Annotated in this window: 22 protein-coding genes; 9 read left to right on the forward strand and 13 right to left on the reverse strand. The window is 71.5% G+C overall.

The window, feature by feature from the left end; translation table 11 throughout:
* Positions 1-4 precede the first annotated feature (4 nt).
* The 3 genes from BN1197_RS03810 to BN1197_RS03820 all read right to left on the reverse strand — a co-directional run bounded on the left by BN1197_RS03810 (position 5) and on the right by BN1197_RS03820 (position 3,412).
* Positions 5-1,558, reverse strand: coding sequence for a sensor histidine kinase (locus BN1197_RS03810; RefSeq protein ID WP_052465955.1), 1,554 nt, complete (start codon positions 1,556-1,558; stop codon positions 5-7).
* Between the two features lie 108 nt (positions 1,559-1,666).
* Positions 1,667-1,957 (reverse strand): hypothetical protein, encoded by a 291-nt coding sequence (locus BN1197_RS03815; protein WP_040156261.1) that lies wholly within the window; start codon positions 1,955-1,957, stop codon positions 1,667-1,669.
* Positions 1,958-2,032: 75 nt separating this feature from the next.
* A complete protein-coding gene (locus BN1197_RS03820; RefSeq protein ID WP_141397199.1) occupies positions 2,033-3,412 on the reverse strand; it encodes an MATE family efflux transporter in 1,380 nt (459 codons plus the stop codon).
* Between the two features lie 280 nt (positions 3,413-3,692).
* Here BN1197_RS03820 and map point away from each other — a divergent pair, with 280 nt between their 5' ends.
* Genes map through BN1197_RS03835 form a run of 3 tightly spaced genes read left to right on the forward strand, consistent with a single transcriptional unit; the run spans position 3,693 to position 5,319 of the window.
* Positions 3,693-4,463, forward strand: coding sequence for a type I methionyl aminopeptidase (gene map / locus BN1197_RS03825; protein ID WP_040156265.1), 771 nt, complete (start codon positions 3,693-3,695; stop codon positions 4,461-4,463).
* A gap of 6 nt (positions 4,464-4,469) precedes the next feature.
* Positions 4,470-4,844, forward strand: a complete 375-nt coding sequence (locus tag BN1197_RS03830; protein WP_040156268.1) for a hypothetical protein — start codon at positions 4,470-4,472, stop codon at positions 4,842-4,844.
* The gene (locus tag BN1197_RS03835) at positions 4,837-5,319 is read left to right on the forward strand and encodes a hypothetical protein (RefSeq protein ID WP_245851815.1); all 483 of its coding nucleotides are present in this window, start codon (positions 4,837-4,839) and stop codon (positions 5,317-5,319) included. Before BN1197_RS03830 ends, BN1197_RS03835 begins: the two co-directional genes overlap by 8 nt.
* 7 nt (positions 5,320-5,326) lie before the next feature.
* Here BN1197_RS03835 and BN1197_RS03840 read toward each other — a convergent pair whose 3' ends face one another.
* On the reverse strand, positions 5,327-5,797 hold the full coding sequence (locus tag BN1197_RS03840; RefSeq protein WP_040156271.1) for an NUDIX hydrolase: 471 nt from the start codon (positions 5,795-5,797) through the stop codon (positions 5,327-5,329).
* Between the two features lie 155 nt (positions 5,798-5,952).
* Positions 5,953-6,747, reverse strand: a complete 795-nt coding sequence (locus BN1197_RS03845) for a YhfC family glutamic-type intramembrane protease (protein WP_052465956.1) — start codon at positions 6,745-6,747, stop codon at positions 5,953-5,955.
* 150 nt (positions 6,748-6,897) lie between these two features.
* Between BN1197_RS03845 and BN1197_RS03850 the strand changes: the two genes are divergently transcribed.
* Positions 6,898-8,076, forward strand: coding sequence for a methyltransferase domain-containing protein (locus tag BN1197_RS03850; RefSeq protein ID WP_082043599.1), 1,179 nt, complete (start codon positions 6,898-6,900; stop codon positions 8,074-8,076).
* A gap of 39 nt (positions 8,077-8,115) precedes the next feature.
* On the opposite strand, the gene BN1197_RS03855 is transcribed toward BN1197_RS03850, so the two are convergent.
* The 4 genes from BN1197_RS03855 to BN1197_RS03870 form a co-directional block, all read right to left on the reverse strand.
* On the reverse strand, positions 8,116-8,643 hold the full coding sequence (locus BN1197_RS03855) for a GNAT family N-acetyltransferase (protein WP_217991144.1): 528 nt from the start codon (positions 8,641-8,643) through the stop codon (positions 8,116-8,118).
* A 361-nt stretch (positions 8,644-9,004) separates the two neighbouring features.
* The gene (locus tag BN1197_RS03860; protein ID WP_040156275.1) at positions 9,005-9,760 is read right to left on the reverse strand and encodes an ABC transporter permease; all 756 of its coding nucleotides are present in this window, start codon (positions 9,758-9,760) and stop codon (positions 9,005-9,007) included.
* Positions 9,757-10,593: an ABC transporter permease gene (locus tag BN1197_RS03865; protein WP_082043600.1), complete on the reverse strand. Its 837-nt coding sequence runs from the start codon at positions 10,591-10,593 to the stop codon at positions 9,757-9,759. The genes BN1197_RS03860 and BN1197_RS03865 overlap by 4 nt, the downstream gene beginning before the upstream one ends.
* Positions 10,593-11,507 (reverse strand): ABC transporter ATP-binding protein, encoded by a 915-nt coding sequence (locus tag BN1197_RS03870; protein ID WP_052465957.1) that lies wholly within the window; start codon positions 11,505-11,507, stop codon positions 10,593-10,595. The genes BN1197_RS03865 and BN1197_RS03870 overlap by 1 nt, the downstream gene beginning before the upstream one ends.
* 221 nt (positions 11,508-11,728) lie before the next feature.
* Between BN1197_RS03870 and BN1197_RS03875 the strand changes: the two genes are divergently transcribed.
* The 4 genes from BN1197_RS03875 (at position 11,729) to BN1197_RS03890 (ending at position 15,970) form a co-directional block, all read left to right on the forward strand.
* Complete coding sequence (locus BN1197_RS03875) at positions 11,729-13,111, forward strand: N-acetylmuramoyl-L-alanine amidase (protein WP_141397200.1); 1,383 nt, start codon at positions 11,729-11,731, stop codon at positions 13,109-13,111.
* Positions 13,112-13,166: 55 nt separating this feature from the next.
* Positions 13,167-14,543: a UTP--glucose-1-phosphate uridylyltransferase gene (locus tag BN1197_RS03880; RefSeq protein ID WP_040156277.1), complete on the forward strand. Its 1,377-nt coding sequence runs from the start codon at positions 13,167-13,169 to the stop codon at positions 14,541-14,543.
* Between the two features lie 58 nt (positions 14,544-14,601).
* Complete coding sequence (locus BN1197_RS03885) at positions 14,602-15,291, forward strand: SanA/YdcF family protein (RefSeq protein WP_082043625.1); 690 nt, start codon at positions 14,602-14,604, stop codon at positions 15,289-15,291.
* A 67-nt stretch (positions 15,292-15,358) separates the two neighbouring features.
* Complete coding sequence (locus tag BN1197_RS03890; RefSeq protein WP_040156280.1) at positions 15,359-15,970, forward strand: class I SAM-dependent methyltransferase; 612 nt, start codon at positions 15,359-15,361, stop codon at positions 15,968-15,970.
* Positions 15,971-15,972: 2 nt separating this feature from the next.
* Here BN1197_RS03890 and BN1197_RS03895 read toward each other — a convergent pair whose 3' ends face one another.
* From BN1197_RS03895 to BN1197_RS03905, 3 genes are all read right to left on the reverse strand, one after another.
* A complete protein-coding gene (locus BN1197_RS03895; protein ID WP_052465958.1) occupies positions 15,973-17,103 on the reverse strand; it encodes an AbrB family transcriptional regulator in 1,131 nt (376 codons plus the stop codon).
* Between the two features lie 104 nt (positions 17,104-17,207).
* Complete coding sequence (locus tag BN1197_RS03900) at positions 17,208-18,257, reverse strand: tartrate dehydrogenase (protein ID WP_040156283.1); 1,050 nt, start codon at positions 18,255-18,257, stop codon at positions 17,208-17,210.
* Between the two features lie 58 nt (positions 18,258-18,315).
* A complete protein-coding gene (locus BN1197_RS03905) occupies positions 18,316-18,591 on the reverse strand; it encodes a PspC domain-containing protein (protein WP_040156669.1) in 276 nt (91 codons plus the stop codon).
* Between the two features lie 212 nt (positions 18,592-18,803).
* Between BN1197_RS03905 and BN1197_RS03910 the strand changes: the two genes are divergently transcribed.
* Complete coding sequence (locus BN1197_RS03910) at positions 18,804-19,895, forward strand: nitronate monooxygenase (RefSeq protein ID WP_052465959.1); 1,092 nt, start codon at positions 18,804-18,806, stop codon at positions 19,893-19,895.
* A 52-nt stretch (positions 19,896-19,947) separates the two neighbouring features.
* Here the strand turns inward: BN1197_RS03910 and BN1197_RS03915 are convergent, their stop codons facing one another.
* Positions 19,948-21,036: a glycoside hydrolase family 26 protein gene (locus BN1197_RS03915; protein ID WP_040156284.1), complete on the reverse strand. Its 1,089-nt coding sequence runs from the start codon at positions 21,034-21,036 to the stop codon at positions 19,948-19,950.
* Positions 21,037-21,605 lie beyond the last annotated feature (569 nt).

The raw sequence follows: 21,605 nt of genomic DNA on the forward strand, positions 1-21,605 counted from the left end.
TCCTTCACTCGAGGCCGTGCGGTCGCCCGTCGAATTCCCCGAGGTCGCCTGCCCCACGCGGGCTGCCAGCATCGTAAGGAATACGGGCCTCGACGACGAAGCCGCCTCCGGGCGCGCCGCCCGCCCACAATCCCCCGCCGACCGCCGCCAGACGCTCCTTCATGCCGACGAGGCCGTGGCCGGCCCCGTCGGCATGAAGGAGCGTCTGGCGGCCGCCCGCCCACAATCCCCCGCCGACCGCCGCCAGACGCTCCTTCATGCCGACGAGGCCGTGGCCGGCCCCGTCGGGTGGGCTCGTCACCCCGGCCCCGTCGTCGCGGATCGTCAGCAGCAGGCACTCGGCGAGGTAGTCCAGCGACACCCAGACCCGCGCGTCGCCGGCGTGCTTGATGACGTTGGTGAGCGCCTCCTGCACGACGCGGTAGACGGCGAGGTCGCAGGTGCGCGACAACGGGCGGGGACGCCCGGTGACATCGGTCGCGATGGACAGACCGGCAGCCCGCAACGGGTCGAGAAGATCGCCGAGGGAGTCGACGCCCCCGGTGGGCGCGTACTCGGCGTCTCCCTCGTCCTGCCGCAGCACCGAGACGAGACGCCGGGTGTCGGCGAGCGACTCGCGGGCGGTGGTGCCGATGGTGCCGAGCACGGCCGACGCGTTGCGCAAGGCGTCGGCGAGTACCTGCGGATCGTCGCTCGCGGCCGCCCGCTCCAGAGCCGTGTCGAGGGCGTAGGCCCCGCCGTCGGACTGGACGACGATGACCGACAGCGAGTGCGCGACGACATCGTGCATCTCCCGCGCGATGCGGGCGCGTTCCTCCTGCGCGGCGATCTGGATGTTCTGGACGCGCCCGCGTTCGACGGCCAACGCCTTCTCCCGCGTCTGCTCCACCGCCTGGGCCCGCTGCCGCACGAGCGCACCGAAGAGCCACGAGGAGCCCGTGATCGCGAGGCACATCATCGCGATGAACGCGGCGCTGCCGAGCACCTCCGTCGGGGATCCGTATCCGCCGAGGATCTCCGCGGCCCACTGCACCCCGGCGATGAGGCTGCCTGCCAGAGCGAGAAGGAGAGCGCCCCGGCGCAGGCCGCGCGAGTCCGACCACCTGGCCACCGTGTAGACGGCGATCGGCGCCGAGACGTTCGCCACGGTCGGTTCGGGAACCAGGCTCACCTGCAACAGATGCGCGGCCGCCACGGCCATCGCCGCACCCATCGGATGCGCACGCCGCCACAGGAAGGGCAGGGCGAACAGTGCGACGCAGAAGCAGGAAAGGGCGACCGTCGCTCCGTCGTGGCCGCGACCCGCCACCTGGGCGGGGAAGATGATGCCGACCAGCCCCAGCGCCACGACGAGCAGCACGTCCTCGGGGGGCGGGGACGGACGGTGCGCGCGCCAGAACGCGCGAAGGTCATGACCGGTGAGGTCGAGGAGAGCCCGGGCACCTCCGGGACCAGAGTGCCCCCTCCGCTGCCCCGCACCGGGTTCACCGGAGTGCAGGCTGCCGAATCGACCCCCGGCGCCAGGCGTCGTGCCGTCGCCCGGAACCTCGCTCGTCATGTCATCGACTGTAGGAGCAGACGGCTGCGCTGTCGTCAGACCGCGGAGTGAACGGGCCTACGACCAGGGGCGCACTGTCGTGTCGGCACCCGAAGCCGGCAGGCGTGCTCACCCGCGGACGCCCTGCAGGGCCTGCTCGAAGAGCGTCGGCCAGAGCGAGACCTCCTCGGCCGAGACGGCGACCCACCCCCGGTTCGCCCGCGAGACCGCGTGCTGATGGAGGGCGTCGCCGCGGGCGGGGCTGCCGGCCGGCAGATAGACCTCGGCGCCGTCGCCCGCCAGCCGAGCGAAGGGGGTGCCGTCGACGGTGAGGGTGCGGGTCGGTGCGGCCTCGTCCTCCACGGCACCGGAGGTCGCGAGTTCGCTTGCGATGCGGTCGAAGAGGTCGTCGGTGTCCATGACCCCAGTCTGCCCGCCGGCGGGGCTCGTGGGAACGTCCGCCTCGCGTGACGGGGTCGTACGTGAGCCGTTTCGTCAGTGACGGGGGTCGTCGTGCAGCACGGTCTCGGAATCCGTCGCCACGTCGTGCATCTCGGCGACCACCGCCTCGGCGGCCGCGGCAGACTCCCCAGGCTCCCCGGACTCCCCGGACGCGCTGGGCTCGTTCCGGGACTCGCGCTGTGCGTCGTGGCGGTAGGAGGCACGCACCGCGGTGTAGATCCAGAACGGCAGGAACACCAGCTCGACGGCCGCGAGCGCCCAGCCCGCACCGACCGCCCCGAATTTCAGGGCGCCGAAGCACATGAGGCCGAGCAGGAGGGGGGCGCGGGTGATGTTGAGGTGGAACGTCTTCTTGGCCAGGCCCATGCCGTAGAGCGTCACGGCGGCCCCGATCCCGAGGCAGGAGGCGATCGAGTTGAGGCCCATGGGCAGTAGCACCGGCTGCGCGCCGGTCCAGGAGTCGCGGAACAGCCAGCGACCCACCGGATCGGGCAGCCACAGCAGCACGAGGACGTAGGTGGTCGCCATCACGCCCATGACGAGCGAGGCGGCGAGCATCGCCTTGATGCGGCCCGGGGCACGCAGGTGAGCGCGTCGGGAGAGCTCGGGCACCGCGAACGCCAGAGCGGCGGTGCCGAGGATGTTGAGCGGGCCGAGCAGGGTCTGCACCGCACGGATGGCCCCGACGTCGGCCGGCGAGGAGAGCGGCGCGATGAGCAGGATGCCGAACTGCGCTGCGCCGAGGCCGAGGACGTACTCGGCCAGGAGGAATCCGGTGATGTCCTTCTGCTCGCGCACCCATTCCCCGGCGCGTCCGAGGGCCGGCGCGGCACGGAGCAGCCAGAGCCCGACCGCCGCCGAGACGAGGCCGGCGATACCCCAGGTGAGGGTGAGCAGACCGACGTTGGTCCATCCGAGGGCGATCGCGCCGAAGAGCAGCCCGAACTGCAGCACCATGCGGACGAAGTCGATGAGCGCCGCCTGGTCGGCCCGGCCGCAGGCGAAGAACGCCATGCGGCAGGAGTCCTGCAGCACGAGGGCGGGCAGGCAGGGCGCGAGAGCGAGGAACGCCGCGCCGACCGGGCCGCCGACGACGAGCGCCACCCCGACGCAGATGACGGCACCGACGACACCGAGCCACGCGGCCGTGGCCTGCGAGGTGCGCACGGCGTCACGGAACGTCTCGGGCGAGTCGGCGCTGTGTCGCATCTGCAACGGCTGGCCGACCATGGCCTTGGCCACGGCCACGGCCACGCCGTAGACGACGAACGCCATCGCGAAGGCACCGAAGCCCGCCGCGTCGTTCAACGCCTGGGCCACGAAGACCATGAGCAGCATGTTGCTCAAGGCCGACATCACCTGGTCGACCACGTTCCAGCCGGCCCGCCTGGCCAGCCCGAGAACGTTCGCCATCGCGGTCACACTCCCCACATCCGTCGATCGTCACGGCCGTCGCGGCACCCTGTTCGGGCACGGCACGTCCCCACGGACGACCGAGACGAGCTTACGTGGCGTCAGGGTTGTAGTCGAACGGTCGACCCGGTCGTACGTCCACAACACGCCAACGCCGCTCGGGGGGAGCGACGTTCCCACGACGCGATGTGCACGGAGCCGCCGAGCGTCCCGGTCCGCGGACGCACGGCGGTTGCGCCTAGCATGACCGGACACGCAGGCGAAGACGAAGGGTGGATCGGTGATCGAGCTACGGACGCCGCGGGAGATCGAACAGATGCGGCCGGCCGGGCGGTTCGTCGGCGAGGTCCTCGCCGATCTCGTCGAGCGCGTGAGAGTGGGCACGAACCTCCTCGAGATCGACGAGTGGGCCCATGCACACATCCGGCGCCGTGGGGCCGAGAGCTGCTACATCGACTATCACCCCTCGTTCGGCGCGTCCCCGTTCGGGCACGTCATCTGCACCTCGGTCAACGACGCGGTGCTGCACGGGCTGCCGCACGACTACGCCCTGAAGGACGGAGACCTGCTGAGCCTCGACTTCGCCGTCGCGGTCGACGGGTGGGTGTCGGACTCGGCGATCAGCGTCGTCGTCGGCGACCACCGTGACCAGGCCGACCTCGAGCTCATCGACCTCACACGGCGTGCCCTCGACCGGGCGATCTCGGTCGCCCGCCCCGGTAAACGCATCGGTGACATCTCCGCGGCCATCGGTGGCGTGGCCCGGTCGGGGGGCCTGCGCGTCAACACCCAGTTCGGCGGTCACGGCGTCGGGCGCACGATGCACGGCGAACCGCACGTGCCCAACGACGGTCGCGCCGGGCGGGGCCTCAAGCTGCGTCCGGGGCTCGTCATCGCCATTGAGCCGTGGTTCATGGCCGGCACCGACGAGCTGCGCACCGACCCCGACGGATGGACGCTGCGCAGCGTCGACGGCTCCCGGGGCGCGCACTCCGAGCACACCGTCGCCATCACCGACGGCGACCCGATCGTCCTCACCGCCCGGAACTGATCCGCGGTGTTGTCGATCGTCGTCGCCTCGATGTGGGTGACCCTCGCCGCCGGGGTCGTGCTGCTGCTCGCCGCCGTCGTCGGACGCCTGCCCCGGCCCGTCACGCTCGGGGTGCTCGCCGTCGGCGAACTCGCCACCCTCGTCGCGGTCGGCGCCGACATCGCCTATGTCGTCACCGGGCATCAGGGCCCCTCGCTCGTCACCCACATCAGCTACCTGCTGTCGACGCCCCTGCTCATTCCGGCCGGGTTCGCGCTCACCTACAAGAAGTTCGACCGGTGGGGGCTGCTCATCGTCGCCGTCGCCACGCTCATCGCGGCGATCATGATCGTGCGCCAGCTCCAGACCCTCGGCATCCCGTTCGGGTACCTCAATGTCTGACGGGCCGGGTGTCGCCGGCGCGTCGGGCGGCGCCACGACCGGCGACGGAGCCGCGACCGGCGGCGCGGCCCCCGTCGTCTCCGCGCCGTCGGCGGGGCCGGGGCGGTTCTTCACGCTGCTGTACGGCATCTTCGCCGTCGGCGCGACGTCCCGGGCGACCCTCGAGCTCGTGACCAAGTTCGGCGAGGCGCCGATCGCCTACTCGCTCTCGGCGTTCTCCGCTGCCGTGTACGTCGTGGGCCTCGTGCTGCTGCTGCGATGGGGACACCGCGGCTCACGCGAGGCGATGCGGGTGCTGTGCCTCGTCGAGCTCGCGGGCGTGCTCGTCGTCGGCACGCTGAGCCTGGCCATGCCGCAGTGGTTTCCGCACAACTCGGTGTGGAGCTACTACGGCGTGGGCTACCTGTTGCTGCCCGCGATCCTGCCGGTGCTCGTGCTGCGCTGGTTGAAGAGGACCGGCGGGCGCGCCGACTGAGGACCGCTCACGCCGGCGGGATCGCGGCGCACAGACGGTCGAGCAGCTCCCGCTGCCCGACGATGAGACGGGGACGGGCCTGGTCGACCGTCATCCACTCGGCACGATCGACCTCGGGAATCGACATCGTGCGCCCCGACCGCGGTGGCCAGTCGATCTCGATGAGGTTGCTCTCCACGTAGGTCAACGACGCCGGCGCCTCGACGGCGAAGGCACGAACGATCTTGCTCGACGACTGGCGCACCTCGCCGAGGTCGATCCGCTCACCCGCCGGGGCGGGCACGCCGATCTCCTCGGTGAACTCCCGGGCTGCCGCGACCTGCGGGTCCTCGGTCGCGGGGTCGTACTCGCCCTTGACCACCGACCAGCACGCCTCGTCCTTCTTCGCCCAGAACGGGCCGCCCGGGTGGGCGACGAAGACGAGCACCTCACCGGAATCGACGCGATAGGGCAGCAGTCCGGCGCTGAATCGAGGCATGCGACGAGGGTGTCACGGGCGACCTCGCGCAACAAAGACCGGTCAGGCACGGGAGGATCACGGCGGGGTTCTGCGTCACCGCAGGTCAGCGGGCCGAAGGGTGCGCAGCCGCCGCACGGTGACCGGTCTTTGTTGCGCGAGATCTGGTGCCACCGTCAGGCAGGGACGGCATCCCCGTCGACGCGGCGGCGAGAAAGGGGCCCGCGCAGGACCACCCACACCAGGGGCGCCACGCACGCGGTGAGGACGAGCTCGACGACGACCGGCGAGCCGAGCTGCGCGGCGGCCGTGACCGCGATCGCGTTGAACCCGCAGTGCAGCGCCATCGCGAGCAGCAACAGCACCGGTCGCCGGGTGCGCACCGACTGCAACACGACGAGCGAGCACACGACGTGGAAGGTGACCGCGAGCGCGCGCTCCCAGATTCCCGGCACGAGGTCGGCCGGGGTGAGGTGCTGGAGCGCCTGGATCTGCGCTGCGAGCGCGGCCGACTGTTCCGGCGCCGAGGCTCCGACGGTGGACGTGATCAGGTCCGGCACGGTGAGCAGCACGGCCCCCGTGACCGTCGCGATGCCGAAGACGAGGATCGCCTCGATGCCGCCGTGGCCGAGGCCGAACGCGACGCCCTCGCGCCAGGCGCGCACGCCCTTGGCCCAGTAACGCATGACGATCCAGCGGGTGCCCTCCTCGAAGAGTCCCGAGGTGAGCACGGCGAGAACGAGGGAGGCCGTCGTGAGCGCCGCCGACCCCGCACCGAGCCACGCGGTGAGGCCCATGCCGGCGGGAATCATGAGCGCCATGCGCGCGACCTGAGACAACGGGAAGGCGAGCACACCCCACCCGATGGCCGACCAGGGCGCCGGCAGCCGCCGGTGCGAGACGACCCACGCGACGACGACACCGGCGGCGATGAGGCCGAACTGGATGACGAGCAACGCGATCGGAGTCATGAGGTCCTCCCGGGACGAGACCGTCGTGGCCGACCCCCGTGCCGACCACGGCTGACCAGGCTAGTGGCCACGGCACGGGGCCGACCCTTGCGGGCGTGCACACGGCGCACTACCGTCAGATATCTCGATGTCGAGATATCTGGAGGCGGCATGACGACGGCACCCGAGTGGAAGCCCGACGTGTACGCGCGATTCGCACGGGAGCGGAGGCGTCCCTTCGACGATCTTCTCGCTCGGATCGGTGACATCGATCCGCGCATCGTCGTCGACCTCGGCTGCGGCGACGGGTCGCTCACCGTCGAGCTCGCGCGGCGGTGGCCGCAGGCACGCGTCATCGGCATCGAGCCGTCGCCGCAGATGCTCGCGAAGGCCCGCGCGCACACCGACGCGAACGTCGAGTGGCGCGAGCAGCCGGCCGAGGACTGGCGGGCCGGGGGCGACGGTCCGATCGACCTGCTCGTCACGAACGCCGTGCTGCAGTGGGTGCCGACGCACCGCGAGCTGCTGCTCCGCTGGCTCGAGGCGCTCGCGCCCGGCGGTGTGTTCGCGATGCAGGTGCCGGGCAACACCGCGGCCCCGTCACACGAGCTCATGCGACAGGTGGCGGCCGAACACCCTCGGCGCGCCGAGCTCGTCCCCGCCCTGAGCCGCGCACGGGCCGCCGGCGGCCCCGAGGAGTACATCGAGATCCTCACCGCCGCCGGGCTGACGGTCGACGCCTGGGAGACGACGTACCTGCACCTGCTCCCGGCCGGCGAGGCCGAGCACCCGGTGCTCACGTGGATCCGCTCGACCGGGCTGCGGCCGGTCGAGCAGACGTTGAGCACCGACGAGTTCGCCGCGTTCACGCGCGAGTACGAGGCGCGGCTGCGCCAGGCCTACCCGGAACGCCCGTACGGGGTCGCGTTGCCGTTCCGCCGGGTGTTCGCCATCGGCCGCCGGGCCGGGGGCGACGCCGGGACGCGCCCGCGGGTCGTCGGCCTCGACCACGTGCAGGTCGCGTGCGCGGCCGGTGACGAAGACGCCCAGCGCGCGTTCTACGTCGGCTTGCTCGGGATGACGGAGATCCCGAAGCCGTCGCTCCTCGCCGCGCGCGGTGGGTGTTGGTTCGCCGGCGGGGAGGCGGTGATCCACGTCGGCGTCGAAGCCGGGTTCACGCCGGCGCGCAAGGCGCACCCGTGTCTTCTCGTCCCCGACCTCGACACTCTGGCCGACCGCCTCGCCGACGCGCACCTGCCGGTCGAGTGGGACACCTCCATCCCGGGCATCCGCCGCTTCCACACCCGCGACGGCAGCGGCAACCGGGTGGAGATCCAGCAGGTCGACTGACGCGTACCACGTCGCCGTGACGCTGATCCGTTCGCTCGGTCACAGCCGCTCGAAGGCCGGGGCGTAACGGAACTGCCCGCGCGGTGAGCCCCACGCCGTGAGGGGGCGGAGCAGGAAGTTGGCGTCGGGCCAGGAGGGGTCGGGCGGCATGATGCCCTGCGGCACGGCCGGCTCGAACCCGAATCGTGGGTAGTAGGACTCGTGCCCGAGAAGGACGACGCCCTCGATGTCCGCGGCGTCGGCGGCGGCGAGCGTCGCGTGCATGAGCGCGCTACCGATCCCCCGGCCCTGCCATTCGGGCAGCACCCCGATCGGCCCGAGCCCGACGAGGCGCGGCACCCCGTCGACCGTTCCGAGGCTCACCGCGACGTGTCCGACGATCTCGCCCTCGACCTCGGCGACGAGACAACACGGCTCGATGAGGGATCCGTCGGCGCGCAGCCCGTCGAGCAACGCCACCTCGACCGGCTCGGCGCCCGGCTCCGGCGCGGTGAACGCCTCCCGGTGAACGCGGCGGATCGCCTCGAGATCGGCGGGACGTTCGCGGCGGACGAGCATGGCGCTCATCGTCGCACGGCCTCACAGACGGCCGTTCCCGCCCAGCGACCGGGGCACGAGGACGATTCGCGGGCCAGGGAGCCGGCCGGCGAGCGCAACACACGCCGAACGGACGGACACGCGGCGTCGGCAGCGAGGCGCGCCTCCGCCCGCCGACGTGCCGCAGAGCCGGCAGGCTTCGCGCGGAACCGACCGGCAAGGCTGGGGCGGGGGTGTGTTCGCGACGACTGGCTGGGCCTGGCGGTAGCACTCCGAGCCGCTAGGCGAGGAGTGCGGATGGTAGGCGTCGCGAACACACCCCCGCCCCAGCCGCACCGCGACGTCAAAGCCAGCCCCCGCATCACCCGGTCGCAGTGTCGCGTCTCTTCGCTCAGTGCAGCAGCAGACGGTCGAGGCGACGGCGGGCCAGCAGCATGCCGGCGACACCCATCGTGACGAGGTAGATCACCGAGACTCCCGAGGCGGCGGTGACGAGCCCGGTCGTGAGCTCACGGCACAGCACGACGCCGCGGTACAGCGGCGTGGCCTCGACGATCCACCGCACGAGCGGCGGGAACCCGGTGATCGGAAAGAACGTGCCGCTGAACAACGTCATCGGCATGAGCGCGAGCGTGACGAACTCGAAGTCCTGCCAGGAGCGCATGAACGTGGTCAGCCACATGCCCATGCCGGCGAAGGCCAGCCCGATGAGCAGGCACGCGGGGAGCGCGAACACCGCCGTCCACGAGTGCACGAGCCCCATCGCGACCATGAGCAGCAGGAACCCGGCCGCGTAGATGCCGCCTCGCAGCAACGCCCAGGTGACCTCGCCGATCGCGACGTCGCGAGTGGTCATCGGCGTGACGAGAAGCGCGTCGTAGAGCTTGGCGTACTTGAGGCGATGAAAGATGTTGAAGGTCGAGTCCATGACCGCGCCGTTCATCGCCGAGGTGGCGAGCATCGCCGGTGCGACGAACGCCGCGTACGGCACGAGCACTCCGCCGACGTCGAACCCTCGGATCATCGCGCCCACGCCGACCCCGATGGAGAACAGGTAGAACACCGGCTCGAGAAAGCCCGTGACGAACACGAACCAACTGCGGCGGTACACCCGTAGGTGTCGCAGGACGAGCTGCCAGGCCATCATGCGAGCAGCCTGTTCGCGAGGATGCGGACGCACAGCCACCAGCCGAGCACGGTGAGCCCGACCAGCACACCGACGTGCAGCAGCACCGCGGCGATCGGCAGGGGTGTGCCGAGCATGAGCGCGCGCGTGAGCTCGACGCCGTGCCAGAGCGGGCTCAGGGTGACGAGGCGTTCGAGCGCCGGCCCGAGGTTGGAGGTGGGAAAGAACGCGCCCGAGAACAGGTAGAGCGGGATGAGCACGACGCGAAAGATCACGGCGAACGCGGCGTCGCTCCTGGTCCACATCGCGAACGCACACACCGGAGCGGCGAACGCGAGCGCGATGAGCAACTGCACGACGAACGCCGCCAGGGCACCCGGCAGGCTCGCGTACACCCCGAACGGTGCGAGGACGAGCATGAACACCGCACACGACAATGCGACTCGCGCGAGGATCGCGGCGAGCTGGGCGGTGACGAGATCGCCGACCCGCAGCGGCGTGGCGAGCATGGCGATGTACGTCTTGTCCCACTTGATGGCGCCGTAGATCGGGTACGTCGAGTCGCCGATCGCGAGCGTCATCGCCTGCCCGGCGAGCAGGCCGGGAGCGATGAAGTGCAGATAGGACGGTGCCCCGGCCGGCCCGGTACCCGCCTGGTCGATGTTCCGACCGAGGACGAGGCCCATGGCGAGCACGTAGAGCAGCGGATTGACGAGCGCGGTGACGATCGAGCCCTTCCACGTACGTCGCAGACGCGTCCAGTGATAGTCGGCCTGCCGGAGCACGAGCGTGAGACGCCCCGGCGCCGCGTCGCGAGGTCGCGCGGAGGCGGGAGAGGACGTGGGCGAGGACATCAGTCGACCAGCGTTCGGCCGGTGAGGCGCAGGAAGACGTCCTCGAGCGTGGAGCGGCGCACGAGCACCTGCCCCGGCGCGAGCCCCCGCGCGTGCACGGCGGCGACCGCGTCCTCGCCCGAGTCGGCGTAGAGGAGGAGGCGGTCGGGCAGCACCTCGACGCGCTCGGCGCACCCCGCGACCTGGTGTTCGTACTCGCCGTGGTCGACGACGCCGAATCTCAGCTCGGCGACCTCGCGAGTGGAGTACCGGGCGATGAGCTCCGCCGGACTGCCGAGCGCCGAGATGACCCCGTCGTGCATGACGACCAACCGGTCGCAGAGCTGCTCGGCCTCGTCCATGTAGTGGGTGGTGAGGATCTGGGTGACCCCGGCGTGCTTGAGCCGGTAGAGCTGGTCCCACAGGGTGTGTCGCGCCTGGGGGTCCAGACCGGTGGTGGGTTCGTCGAGGATGAGCAGGTCGGGCCGGTTGACGAGCGACCGGGCGATGGTGAGTCGCCGCTTCATGCCACCGGAGAGATCGTCGACCTTGGCGGCCGCCTTGTCGGTGAGCCTGACGAACTCCAGCAGCTCGTCGGCGCGGGCCCGCACGTCGGCCCGGCTCATGCCGAAGAACCGGCCGTACACGGTGAGGTTCTCGCGAACCGAGAGCTCGAGGTCGAGCGTGTCCTCCTGCGGGCACACGCCCAGCCGGGCGCGGATGCGCGACCCGTCGGTGACCGGGTCGAGCCCGAGCACCCGGAGTGTGCCGCCGGTCGGCGGAGACACGGTGGCGATCATGCGCATCGTCGTCGACTTGCCCGCGCCGTTGGGGCCGAGGAAGCCGAAGACCTCTCCCTCACGAACCTCGACGTCGATGCCGCGGACGGCCTCGAAGTCGCCGTACGTCTTGCGCAGATCGTGCGCCTCGACCATGGATGTGCTCACGGCTTCGCACGCTATCCCAGGTCTCCGACAGCCCTTCTGATCGTCATGGAGCCCCACGGCTCGGTGACCAGTGCGTGAAGAGTTCACCTTCTGACGGCGATATGGCGTCGGATGCGGGACACGTCCGACATGATGTGGGGCGCCGCCACGACCGGATCTCCCGTTCGGCCGTGGCGGGTTCGTGCCCGCCCCTCGTGAAGGTCGTCCTCATGCGTCGTGTCGCCGTCGGCTGTGCCCTCCTCGCCGGCTCCGCCCTGTTCACCGCCCCTCCGACCGCCGCGACGGCGGCTCCCACGGTCTCCACACCCCAGCCCGCAGTCGCCGCAGCAGCCACCACCACGGCAACCGCCACGGCCACCACCGCGGCAACCACAGCGGCCGGGAACACGGATCGGCGCGTCGCGTTCCGGCCCGTCACGGCCTCGCTGACCGGCCGGCCGGGTGCCGTGGGCGCGACCATCGCCCGCGCCGGCAGAGCCCAGAGCCTCGACACCGGGGTCGTGGCCGTACCGACGGGCCTCGCCGTCATCGGCGCCACCTGGGCCGAGGGCACCGGCTCCGGCATCCGACTCTCCTACCGCGAGAAGCGTGCCGGCGTCTGGAGTGCCTGGAAGAGCGTCGACGTCGAGACCTGCGACGACTGCGCGAGTCCCTCCGCCCCCACGCGGGCCGGCTCCGCGCCCGTGACGATCACCGGCGCCACCCACGTCCAGGCCCGCCTCGTGGCCGACACCCCGGTGAGCGACGCGCGTCTCAGCGTCATCGACCCGGCCGACCCCGGCACCACCCAGGCGGCCACCCCGGCGGCGACGTCGGGCGCCGCGCCTGCCGCCGCCCCGGTGAACGGCGCGGTCGCCGCACCCCTCCCCGCGATCACGGCCTCACGCGGCGGGCTCGTCTCGGCGTCGCCGACGCTCGGTGTGCCCGGTGTTCGCGGTGCGCGCGCCGCCTCCCTGCCCGCGGCGCCGCAGGGCCTCCCCGGCCCCCGCAGGATGCCCGCCAAGCGCGAGGTGTGGCGCGCCACCGAGACCGACGCCGCGCACCAGCTCGACATCGTCGTCCCGCGCGGCATCGTCGTGCACCACACCGCCGGCACCAACAACTACACCCGCTCCCAGGTGCCGGCGATCCTGCGCGGCATCCAACGCTTCCACACCCGCGACCGGGGCTGGAGCGACATCGGCTACAACGTGCTCGTCGACCGCTACGGGCGGGTCTGGGAGGGACGCTGGGGTGGCATCGGCCTGCCGCACCGCGGCGCCCACGCGAGCGGCGTCAACCAGACCTACCTGGGCGTCTCCTACATCGGTGACACCTCGGCGCGTAAGGCGAGCGCCGCCGGCGTGCGCGCCATCGTCGACGTCGTCGCATGGACGTCGGTGCGCTACGGGTTCGACGTCGGCGACACGATGCGCGTCAACTCCCGGACCGCCCCCGTCGTCCCCGGCCACTACCAGGTGGGCAACACCCCGACGTCGTGCCCGGGTGTCGACCTGCGCCGGCGCCTGCCGGAGATCCGCGAGCGGGCCGAGCGACTCGCCCAGGAGTACCGCGACGAGACCGCGGCCAACGTCGCGCGAGGAACGGAGTGAGTCCCGTTCACCCGTCGAGCGGGTCGGTGTCGGTGCCCACCACTACGATCGAGCCATGAGCGACGAGGCCCTCCAGCACGCACAGGAGAAGATGGCGCAGGCCGGGGTCGGACAGACCGCGATCGACGTCTTCGGTCACTACTACCGCGAACTCGAGGCCGGTGCCACCGGCCTCATCCGCGAGGACGACATCCGTCCCATGACGCAACCGGCGATGCTCGAGAGCATCGAGATCGACGACGAGACGGCGCGCGAGGCGTTGTCGAAGACGGTCGTCATCAAGCTCAACGGCGGCCTGGGCACCTCGATGGGCATGGCCAAGGCCAAGTCGTTGCTTCCGGTGCGCGACGGCAAGAGCTTTCTCGACCTCATCGTCGAGCAGGTCCTCGCTGCCCGCGCGCAGTACGGGGTGCGGTTGCCGCTGCTGCTCATGAACAGCTTCAACACGCAGGCCGACACGCTCGAGGCGCTGCGGGCACACCCCGAGCTCCCGGTCGAGGGTCTGCCGCTGGACTTCCTGCAGAGTCGCGAGCCCAAGCTGCGCACCGACGACCTCACGGCGGTCGAGTGGCCGGAGAACCCCCACCTCGAGTGGTGCCCGCCGGGGCACGGCGACCTCTACCCCTCGCTGCTCGGCAGCGGGGTGCTCGACGCCCTCATCGAGGCGGGCTTCCGGTACGCCACCGTGAGCAACTCCGACAACCTCGGCGCCGGGCCCGACGCCCGCCTCGCCGGGTGGTTCGCGAGCTCCGGAGCGCCGTACGCGGCCGAGGTGTGCCTGCGTACTCCGATGGACCGCAAGGGCGGTCACCTCGCGGTGCGCGTCAGCGACGGTCAGCTCATCCTCCGCGAGACCGCGCAGACCGCGCCGGAGGAGATGGACTACTTCACCGACGAGCACCGGCACCCCTACTTCCACACGAACAACCTGTGGTTCGACCTCGAGAAGCTCGCCGAGGTGTTGCGCGAACGGCACGGGGTGCTGCGGCTGCCGCTCATCCGCAACGTCAAGACGGTCGATCCCAAGAACCCGGATTCCCCCGAGGTCTTCCAGATCGAGTCGGCGATGGGGGCGGCCGTCGAGGTGTTCGAGGGGGCGCAGGCCATCTGCGTGCCGCGCAGCCGGTTCCTCCCCGTCAAGACCACGAACGAGCTGCTGCTGCTGCGTTCCGACGCGTACGACGTGGCCGGTGACGGCCGCCTCGAACTCGTTCCCGACGCGACTCCCTCGGTGAGCCTCGACCCCACGTACTACAAGAAGATCGGCGACTTCGACGAGCGGTTCCCCCACGGAGCTCCGTCGCTGCGGCGGGCGCGTTCGCTGTCGGTCGAGGGTGACTGGACCTTCGGTGCCGGCGTGATCGTCGATGGCGAGGCCACGCTCGACGATGCCGGCGAGCCACGCACGGTGGCCGACGGCACGACGCTCTGAGGGTGTCGTGGTGACCGGCGGCGGGCCGGGTTCCGATGCGCGCACCGCGGGGGCGCCGATGCTGATCCGGCCCAGCCGCGGGCGGCGACGCGTCCTCGCCGCCGGCGCCGCGGGTGCGGCCCTGCTCGCGGTGGCGCTCGTCGGTAGCAACCTGTGGGTGCACCTGGGCGCGCACGATCGGGTCACCACGGCCGCCGAGGCGCCCTACCGGCCGGTGGCGCTCGTGCTCGGCGCGGGGGTGCAGCCGGACGGCCGGCCGACGCCGTTCCTCGCCGCGCGTCTCGACGTCGCCGCCGACCTGTTGCGTCGTGGCAAGGTCGACCTGTTGCTCGTCTCGGGGGACGACCGCGCCGAGGCCCGCCGGGAGTCGACGACGATGCAGCGCTACCTCGTCGAGCAGCGTGGCGTCGATCCCGACCGCATCGTGCTCGACGACTCCGGTCGCGACACGTACGACTCGTGCGTCCGCGCACGGCGTGTCTTCGGGGTGACCGAGGTGACGCTCGTCAGCCAGGCCTATCATCTGCCCCGCGCGCTGGCCGTCTGCCGGGCCGTCGGCCTCGACGCCGTCGCGGTGGGCGACCAGACGATGCGTGACTACGCCCCGCCGGTCTGGGCCGAGGGCGCGACGCGCGAGAGGTTCGCCGCGGTCAAGGCCGTCGTCGACGTGCTCTCCCGCCGCGACCCGGTGCTCGGACCTCCGCAGTCGGCCGTCACCGAGCGCCTCGCCCGTCACGGATCCCGCTGATCCCACTGAATCCGCAGCCGCGGCGGCGGCTACGGTGGGCGACGACACCCGAGTTCGAGGAGGCCCGATGACCCGCCGGCGCACGTTCTGGGAAGAACGCATCGAGGAGAACCCGGGACACTCCGCCTGGTACATCCAGCGGTGGCGCACCATGCGGGAGAACGGCGACGACATCGTGGGTGAGGGCCGCACGATCGACGCGATGGTGCCGCGAGGCGCGCGCATCCTCGACGCCGGGTGCGGCCAGGGTCGCCTCGGCGGGTACCTCGCCGCGTGCGGGCACACGGTCGTCGGCGTCGACGTCGACCCGGCCCTAGTCGCCGAGGCCGAGCGTCAGTTCCCCGCCGCGACGTGGCGGCAGGGTGACCTGGCCGAGCTCGACCTGCCGGCCGCGGGTATCGACGCCGGGTTCGATGCGATCGTCTGCGCCGGCAACGTCGTGACGTTCGCGGCGCCGGGCACCCAGCGTGACATCCTGCGGCGGTTCGGCGACCACCTCGCCCCCGGAGGCCGCGCGGTCGTCGGGTTCGGCGCCGGCCGCGGCTACGCGTTCGACACGTTCTTCGACGACGTCGAGGGCGCCGGTCTCCTCGCCGACCTGCGGTTGTCGAGCTGGGATCTGCGGCCCTTCACCGACGGGTCGGACTTCCTCGTCGCGGTCCTGCGCCGCACGGCCTGAGCTCACCGTCGCTCCGGCCGGCGGCGGTAGAAGCCGGCGAGCAGCGGCGCCGCCGCGAGTACGAGGACGAGCCGGACGACCTGCACCGCGAGCACGAACGTCACGTCCCCACCCGCCATCGAGGCGGTGAGCAGCACCGCGTACAGCCCGCCCGGGGTCGTCGCCAGGTATCCGTCGAGCGGGGTGAGGCCCATCGCGTCGGCGAGCACCATGCCGATCCCGGCCGAGACGGCGATGAGCAGGAGGATGACGAAGATCGCGAGCGGCAACAGCCGCGCCACCTGCCGCAGGCTCGCTCGGGTGAACCGCAGCCCCACCTGCAGGCCGATGATCGCGAACGCCGCGGCCTCGAGCGGCCCCGGCAGGTGGACGGCGTCGGGCCCGAGCCACGGGGTCGCCCACCCCGTCACCGCGAGGATCGCGGCCACCGCGAGCGGTGCGAGCAGGCTGCCGGCCGGGATCCGCACGACGTGCGCGAGCGGCAGACCCACGACGAGGCAGATCGCGGTGAAGACGAGTTGCGGCCAGGGGAGGTCGGCCGACCCGACGAGCGAGCCGGTCAGGGAGGTCCGCGTGGCGCCGCCGATCTCGGCTCCGAAGACGAGCGCGGCGACGACCGGCATCCCGACGAGGATGACGAGGACGCGCAGGTACTGCACGACGGCGACGACGCGATCGTCGGCGCCGAGCTCACCGGCCACCGACGTCACACCCGACGCGCCGCCGGCGATGAACGAGAACGTGGCGGTGGCCGGGCTCACCCCCCGGAGCCGGAGGATCTGACCCAGCACGATGCTCACGACGATCGTCGAGACGACGCTGACGACGACCGGCCCGGCGTGTGCGGTGAACCCCGCGAGGGTCTGCGGATCGATCGCTGCACCGGTCGAGACTCCGAGCAGCCCCTGACCCAGCCTCGACGCCCACATCGGGAACACCGGCGGCTCGAGCGGGGAGATCGCCACGAGCAACGACCCGAGCAGAGCTCCGAACAGCACCGGCGACGGCGCTCCCACCAGAGCAAGCAGCACCGAGGCGGCGACGGCAGACGCAAGCACGATCACCCACCGGAGCAGCCCGGCCCCACGTGACGGCCCCTGCGGGGCATCGGGGTCGGGCGCGGAATCACTCACCGGCCCAGCGTGCCTCACCCACCGACCACGCGCCGATGTCCCCTGCTTCGCCGCGCACGTCCTCGCCGCCGAGCTCGCACGCGGCCTACGGGGGTCGCTCCTGCTCAGAGCAGATCGATGAGCGCCCGGGTGACCTCCGCCGTCGTCGCCGTTCCGCCCAGGTCGGGGGTCTTGGGCCCGTCGCCGGCGAGCAGCGACGCCATGGCCTGCATGATCTGGTCGGCGGCCTCGTCGTGGTCGAGGTGCTCGAGCATGAGCGCGGCCGTCCAGATCGCGCCGAGCGGGTTCGCGATGCCCTGGCCCGCGATGTCGGGCGCCGACCCGTGCACCGGCTCGAACATCGAGGGGTGCTCGCGCTCGGGGTTGATGTTGCCGCATGGCGCGATGCCGATCGAACCCGCGACGCCCGCGGCGAGGTCGGAGAGGATGTCGCCGAAGAGGTTGCTCGCGACGATGACGTCGTAGCGCCGCGGGTCGAGCACGATCTTGGCGGCGAGGGCGTCGATGTGCTCGGAGTCCCACGTCACCGACGGGCGCTCGGCACACCGCTCCTCGACGATCTGATCCCAGAACGGCATCGTGTGGATGATCCCGTTGCTCTTGGTCGCCGCCGTGAGGTTGCGTCCACGCTCCTCGGCGAGGTCGAGGGCGTAGTCGACGATCCGCGTGACGCCGCGGCGCGTGAACACCGACTCCTGGAGGGCGAACTCGTTCGGCGTACCGCGAAAGAAGCGGCCGCCGGCCTCGCTGTACTCGCCCTCGGAGTTCTCGCGGACGATGACGAGGTCGGTGCCGCTCGCATCACGCAGCGGCCCCCCGACGCCGTCGAACACGCGGATCGGGCGCAGGTTGACGTACTGGTCGAATTCCCGCCGGATCGGGATGAGCAGCCCCCACAGCGAGACGTGATCGGGCACCCCGGGGTAGCCGACCGCTCCGAGGAAGATTGCGTCGTGCGGCCGCAGTTGCTCGATGCCGTCGGCCGGCATCATCGCGCCCTCGCGGGCGTAGCGCTCGCACGACCAGTCGAACTCGGTGTAGGCGAAGTCGAGGCCGTTCGCGGCCCCGACGACGTCGAGCACCTCGCAGGCGGCCGGGATCACCTCCGTGCCGATGCCGTCTCCCGGGATGAGCGCGATGCGAAAGGTCGTCATGGCTCCATGGTGGCGTCTCGTCGCCCGGATCGTCGCCGAGCGGCTCACAGAGCGGTCGTCAGGCCACGGAATCCTGTGGACCGGCGGACGTGGGGAACGTGGGGCCGGTGAGGCGCGCCGCCTGCTCCTCGGTCGGCATGAGCAGCCATCCCACGGGGTAGAGCAGCACCTGGCTGCCGGGGAGGAGCACGAGCGTGAGAACGAGGATCGCGCGCACGGCCCACGCGTCGACGCCGTACTTGCGGGCCAGGCCGGCGCAGACGCCGCCGATGACGCGCCCCTGGGTCGCCCGGACGAAGCCGGCGCGAGCGAGGCTGGTGTGGATCGAGTTCATGGTGTCCTCCGGTTCGAGTGGGTGCGGGTGCATCGGACGGGGGTTCCCGCCGGTACATCTCGAGCATCCCTTCGGAGCACCCTCGCGGGCCATCGGGTGCGGCCCTGAGACACCCCTGAGGCGTCCCTGACCTGCGGTGGCGTACCGACGGCCGACGCGCCCGCCCGCCTCGGTCGCGCATCGCCGTCGGTGGCCTCTGGCAGAGTGGGGCCATGCCCGGAACAACGGTCGACCTGCCCCGTACCGGACGCCCCGTCGTGGTCGCTCCGATGGCGGGCGGGCCCTCGAGCGTGGATCTGGTCGTGGCAGCCGGGGAGGCCGGAGCACTCGGGATGCTCGCCGCCGGGTATCGGTCACCGCAGGACCTGGTCGGTCAGATCGCCGAGGTGCGCAGCCGCTCGGAGGCTCCCTTCGGGGTCAACCTCTTCGTTCCCGCCCCCGCCTCCTGCGCCCCCGAACGGGTCGATTCCGACACGGCCGCGACGGGGGTCTCCGACGCGCAGGGCCGGGATCGTGCCGACCGGGTCGCGGTCGCGGCGTTCCGCGAGATGCTCACGCAGGAGGCCGCAGCGCTCGGAATCGCGCTGCCGGTGCCCGACTGGCACGACACCGACCATTACGAGAGCAAGCTCGACGTGGTCGAGGCGGCGCGGGTTCCCGTCGTGTCGTTCACGTTCGGATGCCCCCAGCCCGACGTCGTCGACCGCCTGCATCTCGCGGGCATCAGCGTCGTCGTCACGGTGACCACCCGTGAGGAGGCCGTCGGCTCGGTCGACGCGGGCGCGGACGCGCTCGTCGTCCAGGGCTGCGAGGCCGGGGGCCATCGCGGCACCCACCGCGTGGCCGACACGCCGAACCAGCTCGACCACCTCGCGCTGCTTCCGCTGCTCACCGACCTGCCCGTGCCGCTCATCGCCGCCGGTGGCATCACCACCGCGGGTGACACGCGCCGCGCCCTGGCCTCCGGAGCCACCGCCGTGCAGGCCGGCACGGCGTTCCTGCTCGCCGACGAGGCCGGCACGAGCGCGGCGCACCGCATGGGGCTCTCCGACCCGCGACTGAGCTCGTGCGTCACCCGCGCCTTCTCCGGCCGGCCGGCGCGTGGGCTGCGCAACGGGTTCGTCGAGCGGTACGACGCGTACGCACCCGCGGTCTACCCTGTCGTCGACCAGCTCACGAAACCCCTGCGAGCCCACTCGGCCCGCGAGGGCGACCTCGACGGGGTCTCCCTGTGGGCCGGGGCCGGCTGGCGCGCCGCCCGTGAGGCGCCCGCGGCCCACATCATCGAGGCCCTCACGCCGTGAGCGACCTTCGCGTCGGCGACGGCCACGTGGACCGTCACCGACGCGATCGACGTCACCAGAGCCTGCGGTACTCCGCGCCGGCCCTCGGGTTCTGCGGTCGCACGTTCCACAGCGAGTTCTTCATGTGCTTGTCGGGCACGTTGAAGTAGTTCTCGAGCACGAGCACATCGCTGTTGGCGCGGAAGAATGCGTGCATCTTGCGCACGTAGAACGGGTTGTCGCCGTTGCCGTCGTAGGCATGCGTGAGGCCCCATTCGGGGAACGACAGGCCCTTGCGGCGTTTGCGCGCGAAGTCGGCCACGTCCTGAATGCCCACGGAATTGCTCGGCCGCAGGGCACGACGCCACTGGGATTCGGTACGCGCCTTGAGCACGTCCCAGTCGTAGGTGTCGCAGCCGATGAGGTCGACGACGTCGTCACCGGGGTAGAGCCGGGTGAGCGAGTCGAGGCGGTTGCGCTGGCCGGGCAGCGCCGTGCCGCAGTTGATGTCGAAATCGATGATCGCCTTGGGGTGTTCCTTCTTGATCACCTTGGCGATGCGGCGGAACGCGGCGCGATACTCCGGCGACTTGGCGTACGTGGTGCGGAACGGCATCCACGAGCCATTGGCCTCCCACCCGATGCGCACGACCACGCGGCCGCTCTTGTACTTCGTGCGCAGCTGACGCGCGACCGTGCGGTAGGTCGAGTCGTAGCGGCCCTTCGCGACGTCCTTGAGCTGGGCGGGCTTGGCGTTCCGGGGCAGCATCGGCAGGCCGTAGACGAGCGTGCCCTTGAACCCGTTGAACGTGCTCACGTGCCAGTCGGAACGCTGCAACTCCTTCCACGTCTTCCATTCGGGAAAGGTGAGCGTCGCATCGGAGGTCCGGCCTCGCCACGTGCCCCACTTCGTGGCGTTGCGGGCGTTCATGTACTCCCCCGTCCAGGCGCCGCTGTGCCACGGCAGGCCGGACCTGGGGGTGCCCAGGTACTTGCGGGCCATCGTTCCGGGCCGGCCCTTGAAGGCCGCGGCCGGGGCCGCGGTGGGCTGTGTGGCCGGCATGGCCGCGGCCTGCGCCGAGACCGATTCGACGGGTGCGAATCCGGCCGGCAGAGCGAGCGCCACCCCCAGCGCTGCGACGAGGATCGATCGATTCTTCACGCGGACGTCCTTTCGTACTTCGAAGCACGGCGCCTCGTCGACGTGATCCGCGTCAACCCGCGATCCCCGGCGACCCCCCACGGCACCTTGAAGGGGACGGTAGCGGGCGGCGGTGCGTGGCGGACACCCGTATTGCCGACCGTTCAGAACGGCCGTTCAGGACGTGTGTTCCGAAAGGGCTCCGGAGCACCGGGACTGGGTTCGGAAGGCACCAGGGGCCCGTTCACGGAATGTCCGTTTCGTGAGCCGTCGGTCGCTCACATGCCGAGATCGGCGGCGGATGGCCGCCCAGGGCTCGTCATCCGTGACCGTGACTTCGCGCGATTTTTAGGGGGCTCCGCTGGGGAACGCCGGAGGAGTCGCGCCGACCACCCGGGGTCGACGAACCCGAGGCGAGGCGTTCGACCACTGAGGTCGATCCCGACCGGGCCGGGCGCCGCTGGAAACCCGCTGGAAACCCCTGGCCGTCACCGGACCGGATCACCTGACGAACCGAAGACGAGGTCGACGGCGAGCCGACGTACGGTCGGACGAACAGGTCCTTCTCACCCGGAGGCGTCGTGACCACC

Origin of the sequence: Mobilicoccus massiliensis, from assembly GCF_000826525.2 — a bacterium.
Lineage (GTDB): Bacteria > Actinomycetota > Actinomycetes > Actinomycetales > Dermatophilaceae > Mobilicoccus > Mobilicoccus massiliensis.

Coding starts and splice junctions, on each gene's coding strand:
- BN1197_RS03810 (WP_052465955.1), bottom strand. CDS start 1,558: ATGACGAGCGAGGTTCCGGGCGACGGCACGACGCCTGGCGCCGGGGGT.
- BN1197_RS03815 (WP_040156261.1), bottom strand. CDS start 1,957: ATGGACACCGACGACCTCTTCGACCGCATCGCAAGCGAACTCGCGACC.
- BN1197_RS03820 (WP_141397199.1), bottom strand. CDS start 3,412: ATGGCGAACGTTCTCGGGCTGGCCAGGCGGGCCGGCTGGAACGTGGTC.
- BN1197_RS03835 (WP_245851815.1), top strand. CDS start 4,837: ATGTCTGACGGGCCGGGTGTCGCCGGCGCGTCGGGCGGCGCCACGACC.
- BN1197_RS03840 (WP_040156271.1), bottom strand. CDS start 5,797: ATGCCTCGATTCAGCGCCGGACTGCTGCCCTATCGCGTCGATTCCGGT.
- BN1197_RS03845 (WP_052465956.1), bottom strand. CDS start 6,747: ATGACTCCGATCGCGTTGCTCGTCATCCAGTTCGGCCTCATCGCCGCC.
- BN1197_RS03850 (WP_082043599.1), top strand. CDS start 6,898: ATGACGACGGCACCCGAGTGGAAGCCCGACGTGTACGCGCGATTCGCA.
- BN1197_RS03855 (WP_217991144.1), bottom strand. CDS start 8,643: ATGAGCGCCATGCTCGTCCGCCGCGAACGTCCCGCCGATCTCGAGGCG.
- BN1197_RS03860 (WP_040156275.1), bottom strand. CDS start 9,760: ATGATGGCCTGGCAGCTCGTCCTGCGACACCTACGGGTGTACCGCCGC.
- BN1197_RS03865 (WP_082043600.1), bottom strand. CDS start 10,593: ATGTCCTCGCCCACGTCCTCTCCCGCCTCCGCGCGACCTCGCGACGCG.
- BN1197_RS03870 (WP_052465957.1), bottom strand. CDS start 11,507: ATGGTCGAGGCGCACGATCTGCGCAAGACGTACGGCGACTTCGAGGCC.
- BN1197_RS03875 (WP_141397200.1), top strand. CDS start 11,729: ATGCGTCGTGTCGCCGTCGGCTGTGCCCTCCTCGCCGGCTCCGCCCTG.
- BN1197_RS03880 (WP_040156277.1), top strand. CDS start 13,167: ATGAGCGACGAGGCCCTCCAGCACGCACAGGAGAAGATGGCGCAGGCC.
- BN1197_RS03885 (WP_082043625.1), top strand. CDS start 14,602: ATGCTGATCCGGCCCAGCCGCGGGCGGCGACGCGTCCTCGCCGCCGGC.
- BN1197_RS03890 (WP_040156280.1), top strand. CDS start 15,359: ATGACCCGCCGGCGCACGTTCTGGGAAGAACGCATCGAGGAGAACCCG.
- BN1197_RS03900 (WP_040156283.1), bottom strand. CDS start 18,257: ATGACGACCTTTCGCATCGCGCTCATCCCGGGAGACGGCATCGGCACG.
- BN1197_RS03905 (WP_040156669.1), bottom strand. CDS start 18,591: ATGAACTCGATCCACACCAGCCTCGCTCGCGCCGGCTTCGTCCGGGCG.
- BN1197_RS03910 (WP_052465959.1), top strand. CDS start 18,804: ATGCCCGGAACAACGGTCGACCTGCCCCGTACCGGACGCCCCGTCGTG.